Consider the following 14,629-nt stretch of genomic DNA (forward strand, 5'->3'; position numbering starts at 1 on the left):
CTTCAGACCTTCCAGCCGGAATGGATCGCGACCAGCCCGCCCATGATCGGCTCTACCTTCGTCTGCGTGAAACCGGCCTCGCGGATCATTTTCTCGAATTCCGGCATCGTCGGGAAGCGGCGGATCGATTCGATCAGGTAGCGATAGGAATCGGCATCGCCCGCGATCGCCTGTCCGATCTTCGGCACCAGCTTGTGCGAATAGGTATCGTAGACTTCCTTGAAGCCCGGCCATTCGGTGGTCGAAAATTCGAGGCAGTAGAACCGACCGCCCCGGCGCAGGACGCGATATGCCTCTGCCAATGCCTTGTCGATGCGGGTCACGTTCCGGATGCCGAACGCGATGGTATAGGCATCGAACGACTTGTCCGCGAAAGTCAGTTCCTCTGCGTTCTGGCGCGACCAGACCAGCGTGTCGATCCCGCGCTTCACCGCGCGGTCGAGGCCGACGTCAAGCATGTCCTGGTTGATGTCGGATACGGTTATCTGCGCGCCGCGCGCTTCCATGCGAAAGGCGATGTCGCCGGTGCCGCCCGCCATGTCGAGGATCTGTTCGCCGGCACGCGGTTTCACCCGGCGCACGAAACGGTCCTTCCAAAGGCGGTGCATCCCGCCCGACATCGCGTCGTTCATCACGTCGTACTTGGCAGCGACGGACGAGAAGACGTCGCCGACGCGGCGGGTCTTTTCCTGCGGGTCCACTTCCTCGTAACCGAAGGAAACAGTGTCGCGCGAATTTGCAGCTTCGTTCATGTGACAGCCTCTAGGGCCGGATGGCCTTCAGGAAAAGCAACTTGTGGACCGCAAGCCGGTTCCTAGCGTTGGCAGCGGCGGCAGAAAAAGGTGCTGCGCCCGCCCTGCACCACGCGTTCGACGGTGCCGCCGCAATGGCACGGCTGCCCCTCGCGCCCGTAAACCTGCCACTGCGTCGCGAAATAGCCGAGTTCGCCATCGGGCTTGGCATAATCGCGCATCGACGATCCCCCCGCCGCGATCGATTCGAGAAGCACCTCGCGGATCGCGGGGACCAGCAGCTTCAGCTTGGCATAACTGACCTTGCCGCCCGCCTTGTCCGGCCGGATCCCGGCGCGGTGCAGGGCTTCGCAAACGTAGATATTGCCGAGGCCCGCCACGATCCGCTGATCGAGCAGAAGCACTTTTATCGGCGAGATACGGCCCGCAAAGGCATCGGCCAGGTGGCGCGCCGTCAAGCCTTCGCCCAGCGGTTCCGGCCCCATGTCGGCGAAAGGGCCGAAACCGTCGAGATCAGCCGTCTCCCAAAGATCGACCGAACCGAACCGGCGCGCGTCGTTGAGCGCGAGGACGTGCCCCGCCTTCGTTTCCAGCACGAGGTGATCGTGTTTGCCTAGTTCTTCGGGATCGATCCGCCAGCGCCCGCTCATGCCAAGGTGGAAGATCATCGTCTGCCCGCGATCGAGATCGACAAGCCCGTATTTCGCGCGGCGGCCCAGCCTTTCGACCCGCGCGCCGGTCATCATCTGGACCAGTTCGGGCGGGAACGGGCGGCGCAGGTCCGGGCGGTTGAGCTGAACCCGCGAAACGGTCTCGCCCTCAAGATATCGGGCAAGACCGCGTACGGTTGTTTCGACTTCGGGTAATTCGGGCATCGCGCGGCAATATGGGAACGCGGCGGGATGCCCGAAAGGGGTCTCAGCTTTCCAACTGGCGCAGAAGGCTGCGCACGTCGCCGTCCATGTCGGCATCGCGGGTGCGCAGGTCTTCGATCAGGCGCACCGCGTGGATCACGGTGGAGTGATCGCGCCCGCCGAACTTGCGCCCGATTTCGGGGTACGAACGCGGGGTCAGCACTTTGGCGAGATACATCGCCACCTGACGCGGACGCACGACCGCGCGGGCGCGGCGCTTAGACGCCATTTCGCTGCGGTCGAGCCGGTAGAACTGGCAGACCGTACGCTGAATCTCGTCGATGGTGATGCGGCGGCGGTTGGCCGACAGGATGTCGGTCAGCTGTTCCTCGGCCAGTTGCAGCGACACCGGCTGACCGGTGAGCTGGGCATAGGCGATCAGCTTGTTCAGGCCGCCGACCAGTTCGCGCACGTTGCGGCTGATGGTGCGGGCCAGGAATTCGATCACGTCGCCGGGCACGTCGTTCGAAGTGAAGCGCGCGAGGCGATGTTCGAGAATCTTGCGGCGCAGATCGATGTCGGCAGGCTGAATGTCCGCGACAAGACCCATCGACAGGCGCGAAAGCAGGCGTGGTTCGACACCGTCCAGGGCCTGGGGCGCACGGTCGGCGGCAAAGGCGAGGCGCTTGCCTTCCTGAAGCAGGGCATCGATCGTGTAGAGCAGTTCTTCCTGTGCGGAAGCCTTGCCGATGATGAACTGGATGTCGTCGACCAGAAGCATGTCGAAGCCGCGCAGGCGCGCCTTGAACTCGATCATCTGGTTCTGGCGCAGGGCCTGGACGAATTCGACCATGAACCGTTCGGCCGAACAGTAGAAGATGCGCGCGCCGGCCTTGGCGGCGGCAAACTGGTGGCCGATCGCGTGCAGAAGGTGCGTCTTGCCCTGGCCGGTCGCGGCCTTGAGGTAGAGCGGCGAGAACTGCGGAGCTTCGGTGGCGGCCATACGCTGTGCCGCGTTGTAGGCCAGCACATTGCCTTCACCGGTCACGAACGTGGTGAACGTCAGCGAGGGATCGAGGCCTGCCGAACCCATCTCGGTGATGGCCTCGACCGGGCTCGGCGGGGGAACGTGATCGTTGGCCGCTGCCGGACCGACGCGCAGGTCGACCATCTTGCGGCGACCGGGGTGGACCGAAACGCGGACGTTGCGCACTTCGCTGCGCGCGATCTTCCACGCCAGCGACAGGCGATCGGAAAACCGATCGTTGACCCAGTTGGCGGAAAATTCGGTCGGCAGGAAAAGATCCAGCGTACCGGTTTCCTGGCAGAACGAGCCCAGTTCGATCGGGCGAATCCACTGCGTGTAAAGCTGGTGTCCAAGATCCTTTTTCAGGCCGGTGCAGATATCCGACCAATCCGCTGCCAATGCCTCACGTTCTTCCTCGAACATCTCGCCCGCCTTGTCCTTATGTGGCGTACGCCCAGCAAGCGAGCCGAAACCCCCCGTCCGTGTCATGCGTCCATTGCCTCCGTCCATACCACTCATATAGGTCTCCCGACGCCAGACAAAAGCCGAGCGTCGTCCGCCGAACCCCCTTCGGCAGGAGACTTATTCGCGCTGTTTCATGATGCCGGTCACGACCAATGCCCGACGACTCATTTTGTAGGGCTGTGGATGGCGTACCGGCAAGGGTTGTGGCGTAAAAAAAATGAAATAATGGCGCTTGACTCGGCCAAGCCCGCAGAAAGCCTTCAGTCCTCTTTCAAGTCACTGAAAAGGTTCGATTTTCGCAATCTGCGCTTTCCGAATCGCGGGTTATCCTAGGGTTTACCGCAATCGCAGCATGATCGGCGGCAAATGCTGCAGCGCAACAAAAAGGGCCGCCGGAAACCCGGTCGGCCCTTTTCGTACCCGTGGCCGGGCATCCTGCCGTTGCAGGTCGCCCGAATCGCCCGTCAGGTTCAGCCCAGCGCGGCGACGCGCTTGGTGAGTCGCGAAAGCTTCCGCGACGCGGTGTTCTTGTGCATCACGCCGCGTGCGACGCCGCGAGCCAGTTCGGGCTGCGCGTTGCTCAGCGCGGTCTTGGCCGCGTCCTTGTCGCCGCTTTCGATTGCAGTCTCGACCTGCTTCACGAAAGTGCGGATACGGCTCATGCGGTTGCCGTTGATTTCGGCGCGACGCTCATTGCGGCGGATGCGCTTGCGGGCTTGCGGCGTATTGGCCATGCTCGATCCTTATGCTGCCGCGTCCAGTTGCGGCGAATTACTGTTCAACCTGTTCGTGCTTCCCGCGCAGGCCCTGCGCCGACAAGCAGCGTAGCAGGACCGATTCGGGTGCTAAAATCCCGTGCAGGAGCGCAGCCTTATCGGCACAATCCCGCAAGAAAGCGCGGCGCATAGCGAGCGAAGGGCGAATCGTCAAGCAAACTGAACCACAACGCTGGCGCATTGCCCGGATGCCCGCCTCGTGCCCTCGATCCCCCTTGCCCAAGGCGCCGCGCAAGGGCAAGGCACGCCCCATGCTGGAATCCGACAGGCTTGAGCGTTTTGCCCGCCATATCGTCCTTCCCGAAATCGGCGGCGCGGGCCAGGCGCGCCTTGCCGCATCGCATGTCGTGCTGATCGGTGCGGGTGGCGTCGGTTCGCCCGCGATCCAGTACATGGCGGCGGCGGGCGTCGGGAAACTGACCGTGATCGATTCGGACCGGGTCGACCTCAGCAACCTGCAGCGCCAGACGATCTTCACCCACGACGACATCGGCGTATCGAAAGCAGCGCAGGCGGCCTCCTGGGTCCGCGCCTTCGATCCCGCGATCGAGGTGACCGCGATCGACCGGCGGGTCGATGCCGAAAATGCCCGCGCCGCTGTGACCGGGGCCGACCTCGTTCTGGACGGTTGCGACAACTTTGCCACGCGCCTTGCAGTCTCCGACGCCTGCGTGGCCGAAGGCGTGCCGCTGACCAGCGTGGCCGTGGGCCGCTTTCAGGGACAGGTCGCGAACTTCGCCGGGCACCGCGACGACCAGGCCTGTTATCGCTGCTGGGTCGGCGATGCCTTTGATGCGGACGACTGCGACACTTGCGCCGAACAGGGCGTGCTGGGTGCGTTCGTCGGCATGGCGGCGACGATGGGCGTGATGCAGGGCCTGCGCGTGCTGCTGGACGGCGTATCTACGCTGGGCGACCCGCAGTGGGGCAAGCTCGTCCTGATCGAGGGGCTGAAACCGGCAATGCGCACGATCAATGTCGCCAAGGACCCGGCCTGCAAGGCGTGCTCTTAGGCGCGGCTCGACACATCGGACCACACGCCCCATATCCCTGACATGACGGACAAGCCTGAAATCGAGATGCCGACCGGCCTGGTCGAACAGCTGGAGCCGCTGGTGCGCCGCGTGCTCGCGCCCAATCCCTCGCCCTTCACTTATACCGGCACGCAGACTTATCTTGTCGGCACAGAGGCCGAGGTCGCCGTCATCGATCCCGGCCCGGACGATCCGGACCACATCGCCGCCCTCGTCGCCGCGATTGGCGATGCGAAAGTGACCGCGATCGTGTGCACGCACACCCACCGCGATCACTCGCCCGCCGCCGATCCGCTGCGAGCAGTGACCGGCGCCCCGGTCATCGGCTGCGCGCCGCTGGTCATCGAAAGCGACATCCCACGCGCCGACGCCCCGTTCGACCAGACATATGCGCCGGACCGCGTGCTGCAGGACGCCGAGAGCATTTCGGGCGAAGGCTGGACGCTGACCGCCGTCGCCACGCCGGGCCATACCTCGAACCACTTGTGCTTCGAGCTGGAGGAAACCGGCGCGCTGTTCACCGGCGATCACATCATGGGCTGGTCCACCACGGTCGTCGTACCGCCCGATGGCAACATGGCCGATTACATGGCCTCGATGGAAAAGATCTACGAACGCGAAGATCGCATCTATTACCCCGCGCACGGCCCCGCCGTCGAAAAGCCAAGACAACTGGTACGCGGGATGATCGGCCACCGCCGCCAGCGCGAGCGGCAGATATTGAAGCACCTGTCGGACGGCCCCGCGACGATCCCCGACATGGTGGCCAAGATGTACGTCGGTCTCGATCCCCGGCTGGTGCCCGCGGCGGGGCAGTCGGTTCTGGCCCATCTCCTCGATCTCGAAAGCCGCGACGTGGTGCAGGACACCGGCGAAGGCTGGGGCCTTGCCTGACAGCCTGCCCCATCCGTCGATGGCAATCTGATAGCAGTTGCCTCCCTCTTCCGAACGGCTAATCTGTCGGCCGGGGACGACGAAACAGGGGGGCAACGTGGCCACAACATTCGAAACACCCGAAAAGGCGGATGGCGAACGCCGCTTTTTCCTGATCCTGACCACCATCATCACCGTGGCCATAGTCGCGGGATTTTCGGTCAACCTCGGCATGGGCCGGTCCACGTTCGCGGTGCCGCTGCCCTATCATCTTCACGCGGTCATCTTCTTCACCTGGGTCGTGCTGTTCTTCACGCAGAATGTGCTGATCACGAAGAACCAGGTCGGCCTGCACCGCACGCTGGGCATGGTCAGCATCGTTTGGGTGCCGTTGATGGTTGCGGCGGCGATCTATCTGATGTTCGTCGTCATGCAGCGCACGGGCGGGCCCTTCTTCTTTGCCCAGAACGTGTTCTTCTTCTCCAACCTTACCGAGGTGCTGTGCTTTGCGGGCCTGACCTTTGCCGGGCTTCGCGCGCGGCGTCACACCGGCTGGCACCGGCGCCTGATGCTGTGCGGCTTTGCACTGCTGTCCAATCCGGGCTTTGGACGGCTGCTGCCGCTGCCGCTGCTGATTCCCTATGCATGGCACGTCATGGTGATGGTCGTGCTCGCCTTCCCGGTTGCCGGGATGATCCGCGACAAGGCAAAGCTGGGCCATGTCCATCCCGCGTGGTGGTGGGGCGTGGGCGCGATCGTAGCCTCGCAGATCGTTGCCGACCTCGTGGCGATGAGCGGGTTCGGCATCGGCATCGTCGAACAGCTGGTTGCCGGCACGCCGGGCGGGGAAAGACCGATGGAGGCGTTCCTGCCGCCGGGTTTCTCGCTGTAAAATCTCGATGTATTCGCTTGAACTCCAACCCTGCTGAGGCCATCTGCAGGCGCAGGAATGGAGAACGCTGAATGACCGCGCACGAAAACCTCACCGGCCTCGACCTTCGCGAGGAGATCGAGAAGCTTCGCAAGGAACGCAACGCGGTCATCCTGGCGCACTATTACCAGAAGCCCGAGCTTCAGGACCTGGCCGATTTCGTCGGCGATTCGCTGGAACTGTCGAAAAAGGCCGCAGCCACCGATGCCGACGTCATCGCCTTTTGCGGCGTGAAGTTCATGGCCGACACCGCCAAGATCCTGTCGCCGGAAAAGATCGTGGTCCTGCCCGACATGGACGCCGGGTGCAGCCTCGAAGACAGCTGCCCGCCCGAAAAGTTCAAGGCTTTCCGCGAAGCGCATCCCGATCACATCGCGCTGACCTACATCAACTGCTCGACAGAGGTTAAGGCCCTGTCCGACGTGATCGTCACGTCCTCCAGCGCGGAAACGATCCTGGCGCAGATCCCGGAAGACCAGCCGATCATCTTCGGCCCCGACCGGCACCTTGGCGGCTATCTCAACCGCAAGTTCAACCGCGACATGCTGCTCTGGCCGGGCGTATGCATCGTGCACGAAGCTTTTTCCGAGACCGAGCTGCTAAAGCTTAAGGAGCAGCACCCCGAAGCGCCGGTTGCCGCGCACCCGGAATGCCCGCCGCACATCATCGACCATGCCGATTACGTCGGGTCGACCAGCGGCATCCTGCAGTTCGCAAAGACGATGCCCGGCGACAAGCTGATCGTCGCGACAGAACCGCACATCATCCACCAGATGGAAAAGGCGCTGCCCGAAAAGACCTTCATTGGCGCGCCCGGTGCGGACGGCAACTGCAACTGCAACATCTGCCCGTACATGGCGCTCAACACGATGGAGAAGCTCTACATCGCGCTGCGCGACCTGGAACCACGCATCGAGATCGAGGAAGGCCTTCGCCTGAAGGCGAAGCAGAGCCTCGACAAGATGATCGAGATGGCATCGGGCACGATCGGCAAGGGCGACCTCGGCCGGGCGTGACGTGAGCGGGGCCACAGCGACTAGGCACCAACCCTGCTCCCGCGCGTTGATGCCGCTATGACCGCGCGACTTCTGACAATCTGGAACCGTATCAACGCCAGCTACTGGTTCTGGCCGGCGACGTTCTGCATCATTGCGTTCTTCCTCTCGCTCTTCACCATCTGGCTCGATCGCAACGGTGCGTCGGACTGGCTTTCGAACAGCGATGTGCTGGCGCCTGCGCGGCCGAGCGGTGCGACAACGATGCTGCAGGTCATCGCCGGATCAATGATCGGCGTGGCCGCGACCGTCTTTTCGATCACGATCGCCGCCGTCGCCTATGCCAGCGGCACTTATGGTCCGCGCCTGCTGACCAATTTCATGGAAGACCGCGGCAACCAGCTTTCGCTCGCCACGTTCATCGGCACGTTCGTCTATGCCATCATGGTCTTGCGCGTCGTGCGGCACGAAGACGAACAGGCGAGCACTTTGAAAGGCGCGCTGGCCAGCGATATTCCCGGTTTCGTGCCGCAGTTGTCGCTGCTGGTGGCGACCGCGATGATGCTGATTTCGGTCGCGGTGCTGGTCTTCTTCCTAAACCATATTCCCTCGAAGATCCGCATCAACAAGGTGCTGGAAAACATCGGCCGCCGCCTGATCGCGCAAATCACGGACCGCTTTCCCAAGGAAGGCAACGGCAGAGACGAGGACGAACTGCCCGAAGGCATGCCCGTCACCGCGGGGCGCAGCGGCTATATTGAGGTGATCGATTTCGACGGGCTGGAAGATGCCGCGAAGAAGTTCGAGGGACGTATCGTCCTGATGCAGGAAGCCGGTGATTTCGTCCATCCGCTGATCCCGCTGGCCAAGTTCAGCGACAATGCTTGCGACGATGGCTGCGCCGATGCGATCCGCAACTGTTTCGTCCTGACCGGGCTGCGCACGCCGCAACAGGACTTGCGTTTCCTGATCGACGAGCTGGTCGAGATCGCGCTGCGTGCCCTGTCGCCGGGGATCAACGATCCCTTTACCGCGATGACCGCGCTGCACTGGCTGGGCGCGGCGACGGCGGAACTGGGACGGCGCGAACTCCACGTGTCGCCCAACGACATGGACAAGCACGACAAGCGGCGCGTCTATCCGCTTCATTCCGATTTCGCCGACTACGTCGCACACGGCTTCGGCGCGGCGCGATCCGCGGTAGCGACCAGCCCCAAGGCGACCCTCGCGATGTTCGACGTGCTTCAGGACTGTGCGAGCGCCGTCACCGGTGCCGAACGCGTCGGCGTGCTGCGGTCAGAGGGCGACCGGCTGATGGACCAGTGCGCCACGAACCTCAAAGGGCCGGACCTGTCCGAAGTGCACGACCGGCACCGCGAGTTCCAGTCTGTCGTTCCGCGCTACACGCCCGCCTAGGGCCGCGCCGGACCGGCCCTTGGCCCCTCGATCCGCGCCAGCACCAGGGCGGCGGCCATCAGCACCATGCCCAGCACGTCCCCGGCAGACAACGTTTCGGAAAAGGCGATCCACCCGGTAAGGGCAGCTATCGCAGGCTGGGTCAGCAGGGCAAGGCCGATGACCAGCGGGCGGAACCAGAACAGCGCCCAGATCAACACGCCCTGCCCCACGATCTGGCTGAGCAGCGAGAGCATCACAAGCGGGGTCCAGTTGCCGGGCACAATCCTTTCGCCAAGGCCATAGGCGATGGCGAACAGCACCGGCACACCCGCCAGTACAGACACCGACAGCAGGCTCCACGATCCGACCCGCCCGCGAATGTGGCGCAGCAGCAGGATGTAGATCGCATAAAGAATCCCGGCGAGCAGGGCGAACAAGTCTCCGACGAGGTTTTCCGACCCGATCTCCAGCGAACCGCCCATCAACAGGGCCGCCCCGCACAGGGCGGCGGCGATGGCGGCCAGTTCCGCGCGCAGCGGCATGCGGCGTGCGGCGATCAGGCCCCAGATGACGAGGATGACACTGCCCGAATTGCCGAACACCGCCGCATTACCCAGCCGCGTGCGTTCGATCCCGATGTGCCAGGCCGCAATGTCGAGCGCGAAGAACACGCCCGCCGCGATGGCGAACCAGATGCCGGTGCGCCCGAAGCTGCCTTTTTCCCATCCCCGCCAGCCAAGCACGAGGATCACCGGAAGCGCCAGCGTCAGCCGCCAGAACCCCGCCGCGACCGGCCCCGTATCGGCCAGCCGCACCAGCAGCGGCCCGGTGGCCAGCGCCGCATTCCCGCACAGCAGCAGGCCCAGCCGCCACGGGCCGGCGCGCGGTGCATCGTCTGTCACGGGAGCTGCGATCCTTCCGATCACATTCCGGTCACTGGCTGGGGGCTTCGTCCCCGCCTGCCGCCTCGTCGGGCGATTCGCCTGCGGCGTCGGCAGCCTCGGTTTCGTTCCCGGCACCGTTATCCGCCGCGTCTCCGCCATCCCCTTCGGAATCGCCTTCCGCATCGGCCGACTGGCCCCGGCTCTTGAGCTGGTCGAGCGGGATCATGTCGTCGGTGATCGTGCCTTGCAGCACTTCGCCGCCCGCTTCCCGGTTGTCGTCGACAGGGGCCGCGCTGTCCGAACCGCAAGCCGCAAGCGCGGTTGCAAGGCCGATGGCGACAAGGGTGCGAAAGGCTGCAGGCTTCATGTCGGTAATCATTGCGTTGGTGTTCCTTGCGTGGGGCACGCCGATTCCAGCTTGGCGAAAAAGGCCGGGGCATGCCGCGCAAGCGCGGCGTCCCACTGATCCGCGCTGACCTCATGCCCGAGGCGGGCCATGCTCGTCACGCCATATTCGCTGATCCCGCACGGCACGATGCCGGTGAAATGCGACAGGTCGGGCGACAGGTTGACCGAAAAGCCGTGCATCGTGACCCACTTGCGCACGCGCACGCCGATCGCGCCGATCTTCGCCTCCCGTCCGTCGATGTCGCGGGTCCAGATGCCGATGCGCCCTTCGGCGCGCCATGCCTCCACCCCGAAATCGGCCAGCGAGTCGATCACCCAGCCTTCGATCGCATGAACATATCCGCGCACGTCGCGCGCCCGGTTGCCAAGGTTCACGAGGACATAGCCGATGCGCTGGCCCGGCCCGTGATAGGTGAACTCACCGCCGCGGCCCGCCTCCACCACGTCGAAGCGCGGGTCGAGCAGGTCCTTTTCCTTCGCGCTGGTGCCCGCGGTGTAGACCGGCGGATGTTCAAGCAGCCAGACAAGCTCGTCCGCCTCGCCCGCGTGGATCGCGGCATTGCGGTCCTGCATCGCGGCAAGCGCATCGCGATAGGGCACGAGCGTGCTCTCCCGCCGCCACTCGACGCCCTCGATCAGGGGAAAGTGCGTGTTATCAACTGTCATCGCCACGTTGCGTGGCGGCAAACGTCGTGCCAATCAAGGCCCATGACGAAGATCGAAAGCGATGGGCCCGGTTTGCCCGGCAACGGCGGGCCGATTCCGCCCCGGTTCGACGCCTCTGCCGCGTGGAGCGCGGCTATGAAGTTGATCGGCAAGAACCGCGAGATGCTGCTGGTGCTGGGCGGCCTGTTTTTCCTCGTGCCGCAAATGCTGCTGGGCATGCTGCTGCCCGATGTACCGCAAGGCCTTGAGGAAGAGGCCGCGACTCAGGCGGCGATGGACATCTTCGCGGTCTGGTGGCCACTGGTGCTGGGCGTTGCCGTCGTGCAGGCGGCGGGTATGCTGACGCTCATGGTGCTGCTGTGCGATCAGGGGCGGCCCGTCGTGCGCGATGCGATCCGCACCGGCGTGAAGTCGCTTGCCCCTTATATCGGCGCGACGCTGGTCCTGGTGGCGGGCATGGGCATCCTTGCGCTGCTGATCCTGTTGCCGATCACTTTGGCGATGGGAGAGGCCGCCGCTGCGGTCGCCGTGATCCCGATCCTGGCCGTTGCGCTGTGGATCAACGTGCGCACCCTGACGCTGGCCCCCGTCATTTCGGTGGGCCGTGAACGCAATCCGTTCGAGGCACTGAAAAAGGCATGGGCCCAGACCAGTGGCAGCGGGCCGCGCATCCTGATGATGGTGATCCTGTTCGTGCTGGCCGCGCTCGTCATCTCCATCGTGACGACGGCGGTGCCGGGCACGCTCCTCATCGCGGCGCTGGGGCAGGAAACCGGCCAGGGCATCGTCGGCGTGATCGAGGCGTTCGTGTCCACCATCCTGATGGTCACGTGGTCGGCGATCATCGCGGCAAGCTACCGCCAGCTGGCGGCAACCTGATCGGGGTCAGCCGACAGCGGCGACTTTGGCTGGTTCCACTTCGGCCTGGGCGACGAGCGGCTCTGCATCCTTCCAACCCCAGAACAGGCGGCAGGGCAGGACGTTCAGCGGTTCGAATCCGCAAGAAATCCGCTTGAACCGGCGCGCCATGAAATCGCGCGCCTTGGCCGAGAACTGATATACGAGAAACGCCCCGCCTTCGCGCAGGATGTCATAAGTGCCATCGACGATCGCCGGTCCGACCCCTTCGGGCAGGGTGGAAAACGGCAGGCCTGACAGCACGTAGTCCGCCCCGTCATGCCCGTGGTCGCGCACGATCTTTTCGACATCGGCGGCAGAGCCAAGCACGGCGGTAAAGCGCGGATCGGTGATCGTGCGCTTAAGGTAGTCGATATAGAGCGGGTTGGTGTCGATCACGATCAGCGCGCCATCGGGGCGCAGCTTGTTCAGCACCGGCTGACAGAACGTGCCGACGCCGGGCCCATATTCGACGAACAGGCGGCAGCGGTCCCAGTCGACGGGGCCAAGCATCTTGTCGATGGTAAAGCGTGAGGACGGGATGATCGAGCCGACCATGACCGGATGTTCGACGAACCCGCGAAAGAACACGCCCCACGGGCCCAGCTTGGCAGCAAGGCCGCGTTTCGCTTTCGGCGCGGCAGTGCCCTGCGCCAGATCCGTACCCGTCATTTAGGTCAGCAACCTCTTGATTGTCCCTGTCTAGCCTTGGCGTCGCAAATTGACCGCGGCATTGCAAGGGCGCTGCGGGACTTGTCCGACAAGGTACCGCTCAGAGGATTTCGTGGACCTTTTCCTGCGGACGGCACAGGCGCACGCCCTTGTCCGTTTCCACCAGCGGACGTTCGATCAGGATCGGTTCGGCCTCCATCGCGGCCAGGACGGTCGCGTCGTCGGCGTCGGGAAGGCCGCGTTCAACCGCATCGGTGCCGCGCGTGCGCAGGCCCTCTTGCGGAGTGATTCCCGCATCCTTGTAGAGCTGGGCCAGCTTGTCGGCGCTCGGCGGGGTCTTGAGATATTCGATCACCTCGACCTCGACGCCCGGCGTTTCTTCCAGGATCGCCAGCGTCTTGCGCGACGTGCCGCACTTGGGGTTGTGCCAGATGGTGGCCTTCATTCTTCGCTCTCCTCTGGTGGCAGGGGCGCCGCGATGGCGGGCACGTCCTGCGATGCTTTTGCCGGATCGATCCCCGGAACGGGCAATGCGTCCAGCCGTTCGCGGCTGCGGATGGCCCGGCCCGCGCGTTCGATGGCGCGCAAGATGCGCGGGCCCGCACCGCAGGCGCAGATGTTGGGAATGGCGCTGGCGATGTCTTCACGCCCGGCGCGCGGATTCTGCGCCAGCAGCGCCGCCCCCGCCATGACGAACCCAGGGGTGCAGAAACCGCACTGGATCGCGCCTTCGGCGACCATCGCCTGTTGCAAGGGGTGCGACCGGTCGCCCGACAATGCCTCGATCGTGGTGACGTAACGCCCTTCGACCTCTTCCAAGGTGACAAGGCATGACCGGATCGCCTGCCCGTCGATAATGACGGTGCACGCGCCGCAATCGCCGTTGCCGCAGCCGTATTTCGCCCCCGTAAGGTTCGCCGCATCGCGCAGCGCCCACAAAAGCGGGGTGTCCCCGTCCATGAGGAAGTGTACCGGGCGGTCGTTGACGGTCAGACGGGTCATCGCGCCGCCCTGTTAGCGTGTGTTCGGCCCGCGCGGAAGATCACGCGGACAGCAATCCCCGCTGCACCAGATCCGCCTGCAGCGCGTCGGCCCCGTCGAAATGGTGGACCTGCCAGCCCAGCGCCTCTGCCGCCTTCACGTTGTCAGGGTTGTCGTCGATGAACAGCGAGGTCTCAGGCTTATTGCCGAACCGCTCTTCGGCCAGCTGGAAGATCGCCGGATCGGGCTTTGCAAGTTTTTCGACGCCGGACACGACGATGTCGCGGAAGCGGCCGAATACCGGCCTGGTGGAGCGGAATTCCTCCCAGAACCCGGCGGCAAAATTGGTGATGGCAAACAGCGGTACGCCCGCATCGTCCAGCCGTTCGACCAGTTCGATCGAACCGGGAACGGGGCCGGGGATGCTTTCCTCGAACCGGGTTGCATAGGCCTCGATCAGGTGCGCGTGATCGGGAAAGGCCAGCTTGCGCTCCGCCACCATCTCGCCAAGGTCGCGGCCTGCGTCGTGTTCGAAGTGCCACTTTTCAGTGACGACATTCGACACGAACCATTCCAGTTCGTCCGCATCGGCGATCAGCTTGCGGTACAGATATCGAAAGTCCCAGCGATAGAGCACGCGGCCCACGTCGAAAACGACGGTATCGATCATCTGCGCAAACTCCCGCCTTGCAAACGCGAAAACGCCGCCCGAACGGACGGCGTATCATCACCTAAGTGATTGTGATGTATTTCGGTTCCGGGTGGAGCGAGGATGGTGCCGGTTCGAGCCCCGGCGCGCAGCGACCTTTTCGGTCGTGAGCACCGGAACGTTCAAAACGGTGCCTTCCGCAGCCCTCCCGGGAGCGAAAGACGCCGCGATCAGCCCTGGCGCGCCTTGAAGCGGCGGTTGGTCTTGTTGATGACGTAAGTCCGGCCGCGACGGCGGATCACGCGGTTGTCGCGGTGGCGGTTCTTGAGCGACTTGAGGCTGTTGCGAATCTTCATCTGTCTAAATC

The 14,629-nt window shown here is 64.2% G+C and carries 18 protein-coding genes; 6 read left to right on the plus strand and 12 right to left on the minus strand.

The genetic code is table 11. The features are described from left to right. Positions 1–2: 2 nt before the first annotated feature. The 4 genes from FAX90_RS07525 to rpsT all read right to left on the minus strand — a co-directional run bounded on the left by FAX90_RS07525 (position 3) and on the right by rpsT (position 3,832). Positions 3–752 carry a class I SAM-dependent methyltransferase gene (locus FAX90_RS07525; protein ID WP_144096645.1) on the minus strand — a complete coding sequence of 250 codons (750 nt, stop codon included), beginning with the start codon at positions 750–752 and terminating at the stop codon, positions 3–5. 62 nt (positions 753–814) lie between these two features. Then, positions 815–1,627: a bifunctional DNA-formamidopyrimidine glycosylase/DNA-(apurinic or apyrimidinic site) lyase gene (gene mutM, locus FAX90_RS07530; RefSeq protein WP_144096646.1), complete on the minus strand. Its 813-nt coding sequence runs from the start codon at positions 1,625–1,627 to the stop codon at positions 815–817. Between the two features lie 43 nt (positions 1,628–1,670). Next, positions 1,671–3,056, minus strand: a complete 1,386-nt coding sequence (gene dnaA / locus FAX90_RS07535; protein WP_240704800.1) for a chromosomal replication initiator protein DnaA — start codon at positions 3,054–3,056, stop codon at positions 1,671–1,673. Between the two features lie 512 nt (positions 3,057–3,568). Continuing rightward, positions 3,569–3,832: a 30S ribosomal protein S20 gene (rpsT, locus tag FAX90_RS07540; protein ID WP_144096648.1), complete on the minus strand. Its 264-nt coding sequence runs from the start codon at positions 3,830–3,832 to the stop codon at positions 3,569–3,571. 293 nt (positions 3,833–4,125) lie between these two features. Here rpsT and FAX90_RS07545 point away from each other — a divergent pair, with 293 nt between their 5' ends. The 5 genes from FAX90_RS07545 to FAX90_RS07565 all read left to right on the plus strand — a co-directional run bounded on the left by FAX90_RS07545 (position 4,126) and on the right by FAX90_RS07565 (position 9,123). Continuing rightward, positions 4,126–4,887 carry a HesA/MoeB/ThiF family protein gene (locus tag FAX90_RS07545; RefSeq protein WP_205700652.1) on the plus strand — a complete coding sequence of 254 codons (762 nt, stop codon included), beginning with the start codon at positions 4,126–4,128 and terminating at the stop codon, positions 4,885–4,887. Positions 4,888–4,929: 42 nt separating this feature from the next. Continuing rightward, on the plus strand, positions 4,930–5,802 hold the full coding sequence (locus FAX90_RS07550) for an MBL fold metallo-hydrolase (RefSeq protein WP_144096649.1): 873 nt from the start codon (positions 4,930–4,932) through the stop codon (positions 5,800–5,802). A gap of 97 nt (positions 5,803–5,899) precedes the next feature. After that, positions 5,900–6,673, plus strand: coding sequence for a hypothetical protein (locus tag FAX90_RS07555; protein WP_144096650.1), 774 nt, complete (start codon positions 5,900–5,902; stop codon positions 6,671–6,673). A 71-nt stretch (positions 6,674–6,744) separates the two neighbouring features. After that, the gene (nadA, locus tag FAX90_RS07560; protein WP_144096651.1) at positions 6,745–7,728 is read left to right on the plus strand and encodes a quinolinate synthase NadA; all 984 of its coding nucleotides are present in this window, start codon (positions 6,745–6,747) and stop codon (positions 7,726–7,728) included. Positions 7,729–7,785: 57 nt separating this feature from the next. Beyond that, the gene (locus FAX90_RS07565) at positions 7,786–9,123 is read left to right on the plus strand and encodes a DUF2254 domain-containing protein (RefSeq protein ID WP_144096652.1); all 1,338 of its coding nucleotides are present in this window, start codon (positions 7,786–7,788) and stop codon (positions 9,121–9,123) included. Here the strand turns inward: FAX90_RS07565 and FAX90_RS07570 are convergent. Genes FAX90_RS07570 through lipB form a run of 3 tightly spaced genes read right to left on the minus strand, consistent with a single transcriptional unit; the run spans position 9,120 to position 11,063 of the window. After that, positions 9,120–10,007 (minus strand): DMT family transporter, encoded by an 888-nt coding sequence (locus FAX90_RS07570; protein WP_240704767.1) that lies wholly within the window; start codon positions 10,005–10,007, stop codon positions 9,120–9,122. The genes FAX90_RS07565 and FAX90_RS07570 overlap by 4 nt on opposite strands. A gap of 31 nt (positions 10,008–10,038) precedes the next feature. Beyond that, complete coding sequence (locus tag FAX90_RS07575; RefSeq protein ID WP_144096654.1) at positions 10,039–10,368, minus strand: hypothetical protein; 330 nt, start codon at positions 10,366–10,368, stop codon at positions 10,039–10,041. Continuing rightward, positions 10,365–11,063 (minus strand): lipoyl(octanoyl) transferase LipB, encoded by a 699-nt coding sequence (gene lipB / locus FAX90_RS07580; RefSeq protein ID WP_144096655.1) that lies wholly within the window; start codon positions 11,061–11,063, stop codon positions 10,365–10,367. Before lipB ends, FAX90_RS07575 begins: the two co-directional genes overlap by 4 nt. Before the next feature lie 42 nt (positions 11,064–11,105). Here lipB and FAX90_RS07585 point away from each other — a divergent pair, with 42 nt between their 5' ends. Continuing rightward, complete coding sequence (locus FAX90_RS07585; protein WP_144096656.1) at positions 11,106–11,942, plus strand: hypothetical protein; 837 nt, start codon at positions 11,106–11,108, stop codon at positions 11,940–11,942. Between the two features lie 6 nt (positions 11,943–11,948). Here FAX90_RS07585 and FAX90_RS07590 read toward each other — a convergent pair whose 3' ends face one another. From FAX90_RS07590 to ykgO, 5 genes are all read right to left on the minus strand, one after another. Further along, complete coding sequence (locus tag FAX90_RS07590; protein WP_144096657.1) at positions 11,949–12,632, minus strand: class I SAM-dependent methyltransferase; 684 nt, start codon at positions 12,630–12,632, stop codon at positions 11,949–11,951. A 100-nt stretch (positions 12,633–12,732) separates the two neighbouring features. Next, the gene (arsC, locus tag FAX90_RS07595) at positions 12,733–13,077 is read right to left on the minus strand and encodes an arsenate reductase (glutaredoxin) (protein WP_144096658.1); all 345 of its coding nucleotides are present in this window, start codon (positions 13,075–13,077) and stop codon (positions 12,733–12,735) included. Further along, positions 13,074–13,634 (minus strand): (2Fe-2S)-binding protein, encoded by a 561-nt coding sequence (locus FAX90_RS07600; RefSeq protein WP_144096659.1) that lies wholly within the window; start codon positions 13,632–13,634, stop codon positions 13,074–13,076. Before FAX90_RS07600 ends, arsC begins: the two co-directional genes overlap by 4 nt. A gap of 40 nt (positions 13,635–13,674) precedes the next feature. Next, on the minus strand, positions 13,675–14,283 hold the full coding sequence (locus tag FAX90_RS07605; protein ID WP_144096660.1) for an HAD family hydrolase: 609 nt from the start codon (positions 14,281–14,283) through the stop codon (positions 13,675–13,677). Between the two features lie 209 nt (positions 14,284–14,492). Beyond that, a complete protein-coding gene (gene ykgO / locus FAX90_RS07610) occupies positions 14,493–14,618 on the minus strand; it encodes a type B 50S ribosomal protein L36 (protein WP_066763420.1) in 126 nt (41 codons plus the stop codon). Positions 14,619–14,629 lie beyond the last annotated feature (11 nt).

This window comes from Croceicoccus sediminis (genome assembly GCF_007570835.1).
In the GTDB taxonomy this organism is placed as follows: domain Bacteria; phylum Pseudomonadota; class Alphaproteobacteria; order Sphingomonadales; family Sphingomonadaceae; genus Croceicoccus; species Croceicoccus sediminis.

Excerpts from the sequence above, each read along its gene's own strand:
- FAX90_RS07565 (WP_144096652.1), top strand. The coding sequence starts at position 7,786 with ATGACCGCGCGACTTCTGACAATCTGGAACCGTATCAACGCCAGCTAC.
- FAX90_RS07600 (WP_144096659.1), bottom strand. The coding sequence starts at position 13,634 with ATGACCCGTCTGACCGTCAACGACCGCCCGGTACACTTCCTCATGGAC.
- lipB (WP_144096655.1), bottom strand. The coding sequence starts at position 11,063 with ATGACAGTTGATAACACGCACTTTCCCCTGATCGAGGGCGTCGAGTGG.
- nadA (WP_144096651.1), top strand. The coding sequence starts at position 6,745 with ATGACCGCGCACGAAAACCTCACCGGCCTCGACCTTCGCGAGGAGATC.
- dnaA (WP_240704800.1), bottom strand. The coding sequence starts at position 3,056 with ATGTTCGAGGAAGAACGTGAGGCATTGGCAGCGGATTGGTCGGATATC.
- rpsT (WP_144096648.1), bottom strand. The coding sequence starts at position 3,832 with ATGGCCAATACGCCGCAAGCCCGCAAGCGCATCCGCCGCAATGAGCGT.
- FAX90_RS07545 (WP_205700652.1), top strand. The coding sequence starts at position 4,126 with ATGCTGGAATCCGACAGGCTTGAGCGTTTTGCCCGCCATATCGTCCTT.
- FAX90_RS07525 (WP_144096645.1), bottom strand. The coding sequence starts at position 752 with ATGAACGAAGCTGCAAATTCGCGCGACACTGTTTCCTTCGGTTACGAG.
- arsC (WP_144096658.1), bottom strand. The coding sequence starts at position 13,077 with ATGAAGGCCACCATCTGGCACAACCCCAAGTGCGGCACGTCGCGCAAG.
- FAX90_RS07590 (WP_144096657.1), bottom strand. The coding sequence starts at position 12,632 with ATGACGGGTACGGATCTGGCGCAGGGCACTGCCGCGCCGAAAGCGAAA.
- mutM (WP_144096646.1), bottom strand. The coding sequence starts at position 1,627 with ATGCCCGAATTACCCGAAGTCGAAACAACCGTACGCGGTCTTGCCCGA.
- FAX90_RS07575 (WP_144096654.1), bottom strand. The coding sequence starts at position 10,368 with ATGATTACCGACATGAAGCCTGCAGCCTTTCGCACCCTTGTCGCCATC.
- ykgO (WP_066763420.1), bottom strand. The coding sequence starts at position 14,618 with ATGAAGATTCGCAACAGCCTCAAGTCGCTCAAGAACCGCCACCGCGAC.
- FAX90_RS07605 (WP_144096660.1), bottom strand. The coding sequence starts at position 14,283 with ATGATCGATACCGTCGTTTTCGACGTGGGCCGCGTGCTCTATCGCTGG.
- FAX90_RS07585 (WP_144096656.1), top strand. The coding sequence starts at position 11,106 with ATGACGAAGATCGAAAGCGATGGGCCCGGTTTGCCCGGCAACGGCGGG.
- FAX90_RS07550 (WP_144096649.1), top strand. The coding sequence starts at position 4,930 with ATGACGGACAAGCCTGAAATCGAGATGCCGACCGGCCTGGTCGAACAG.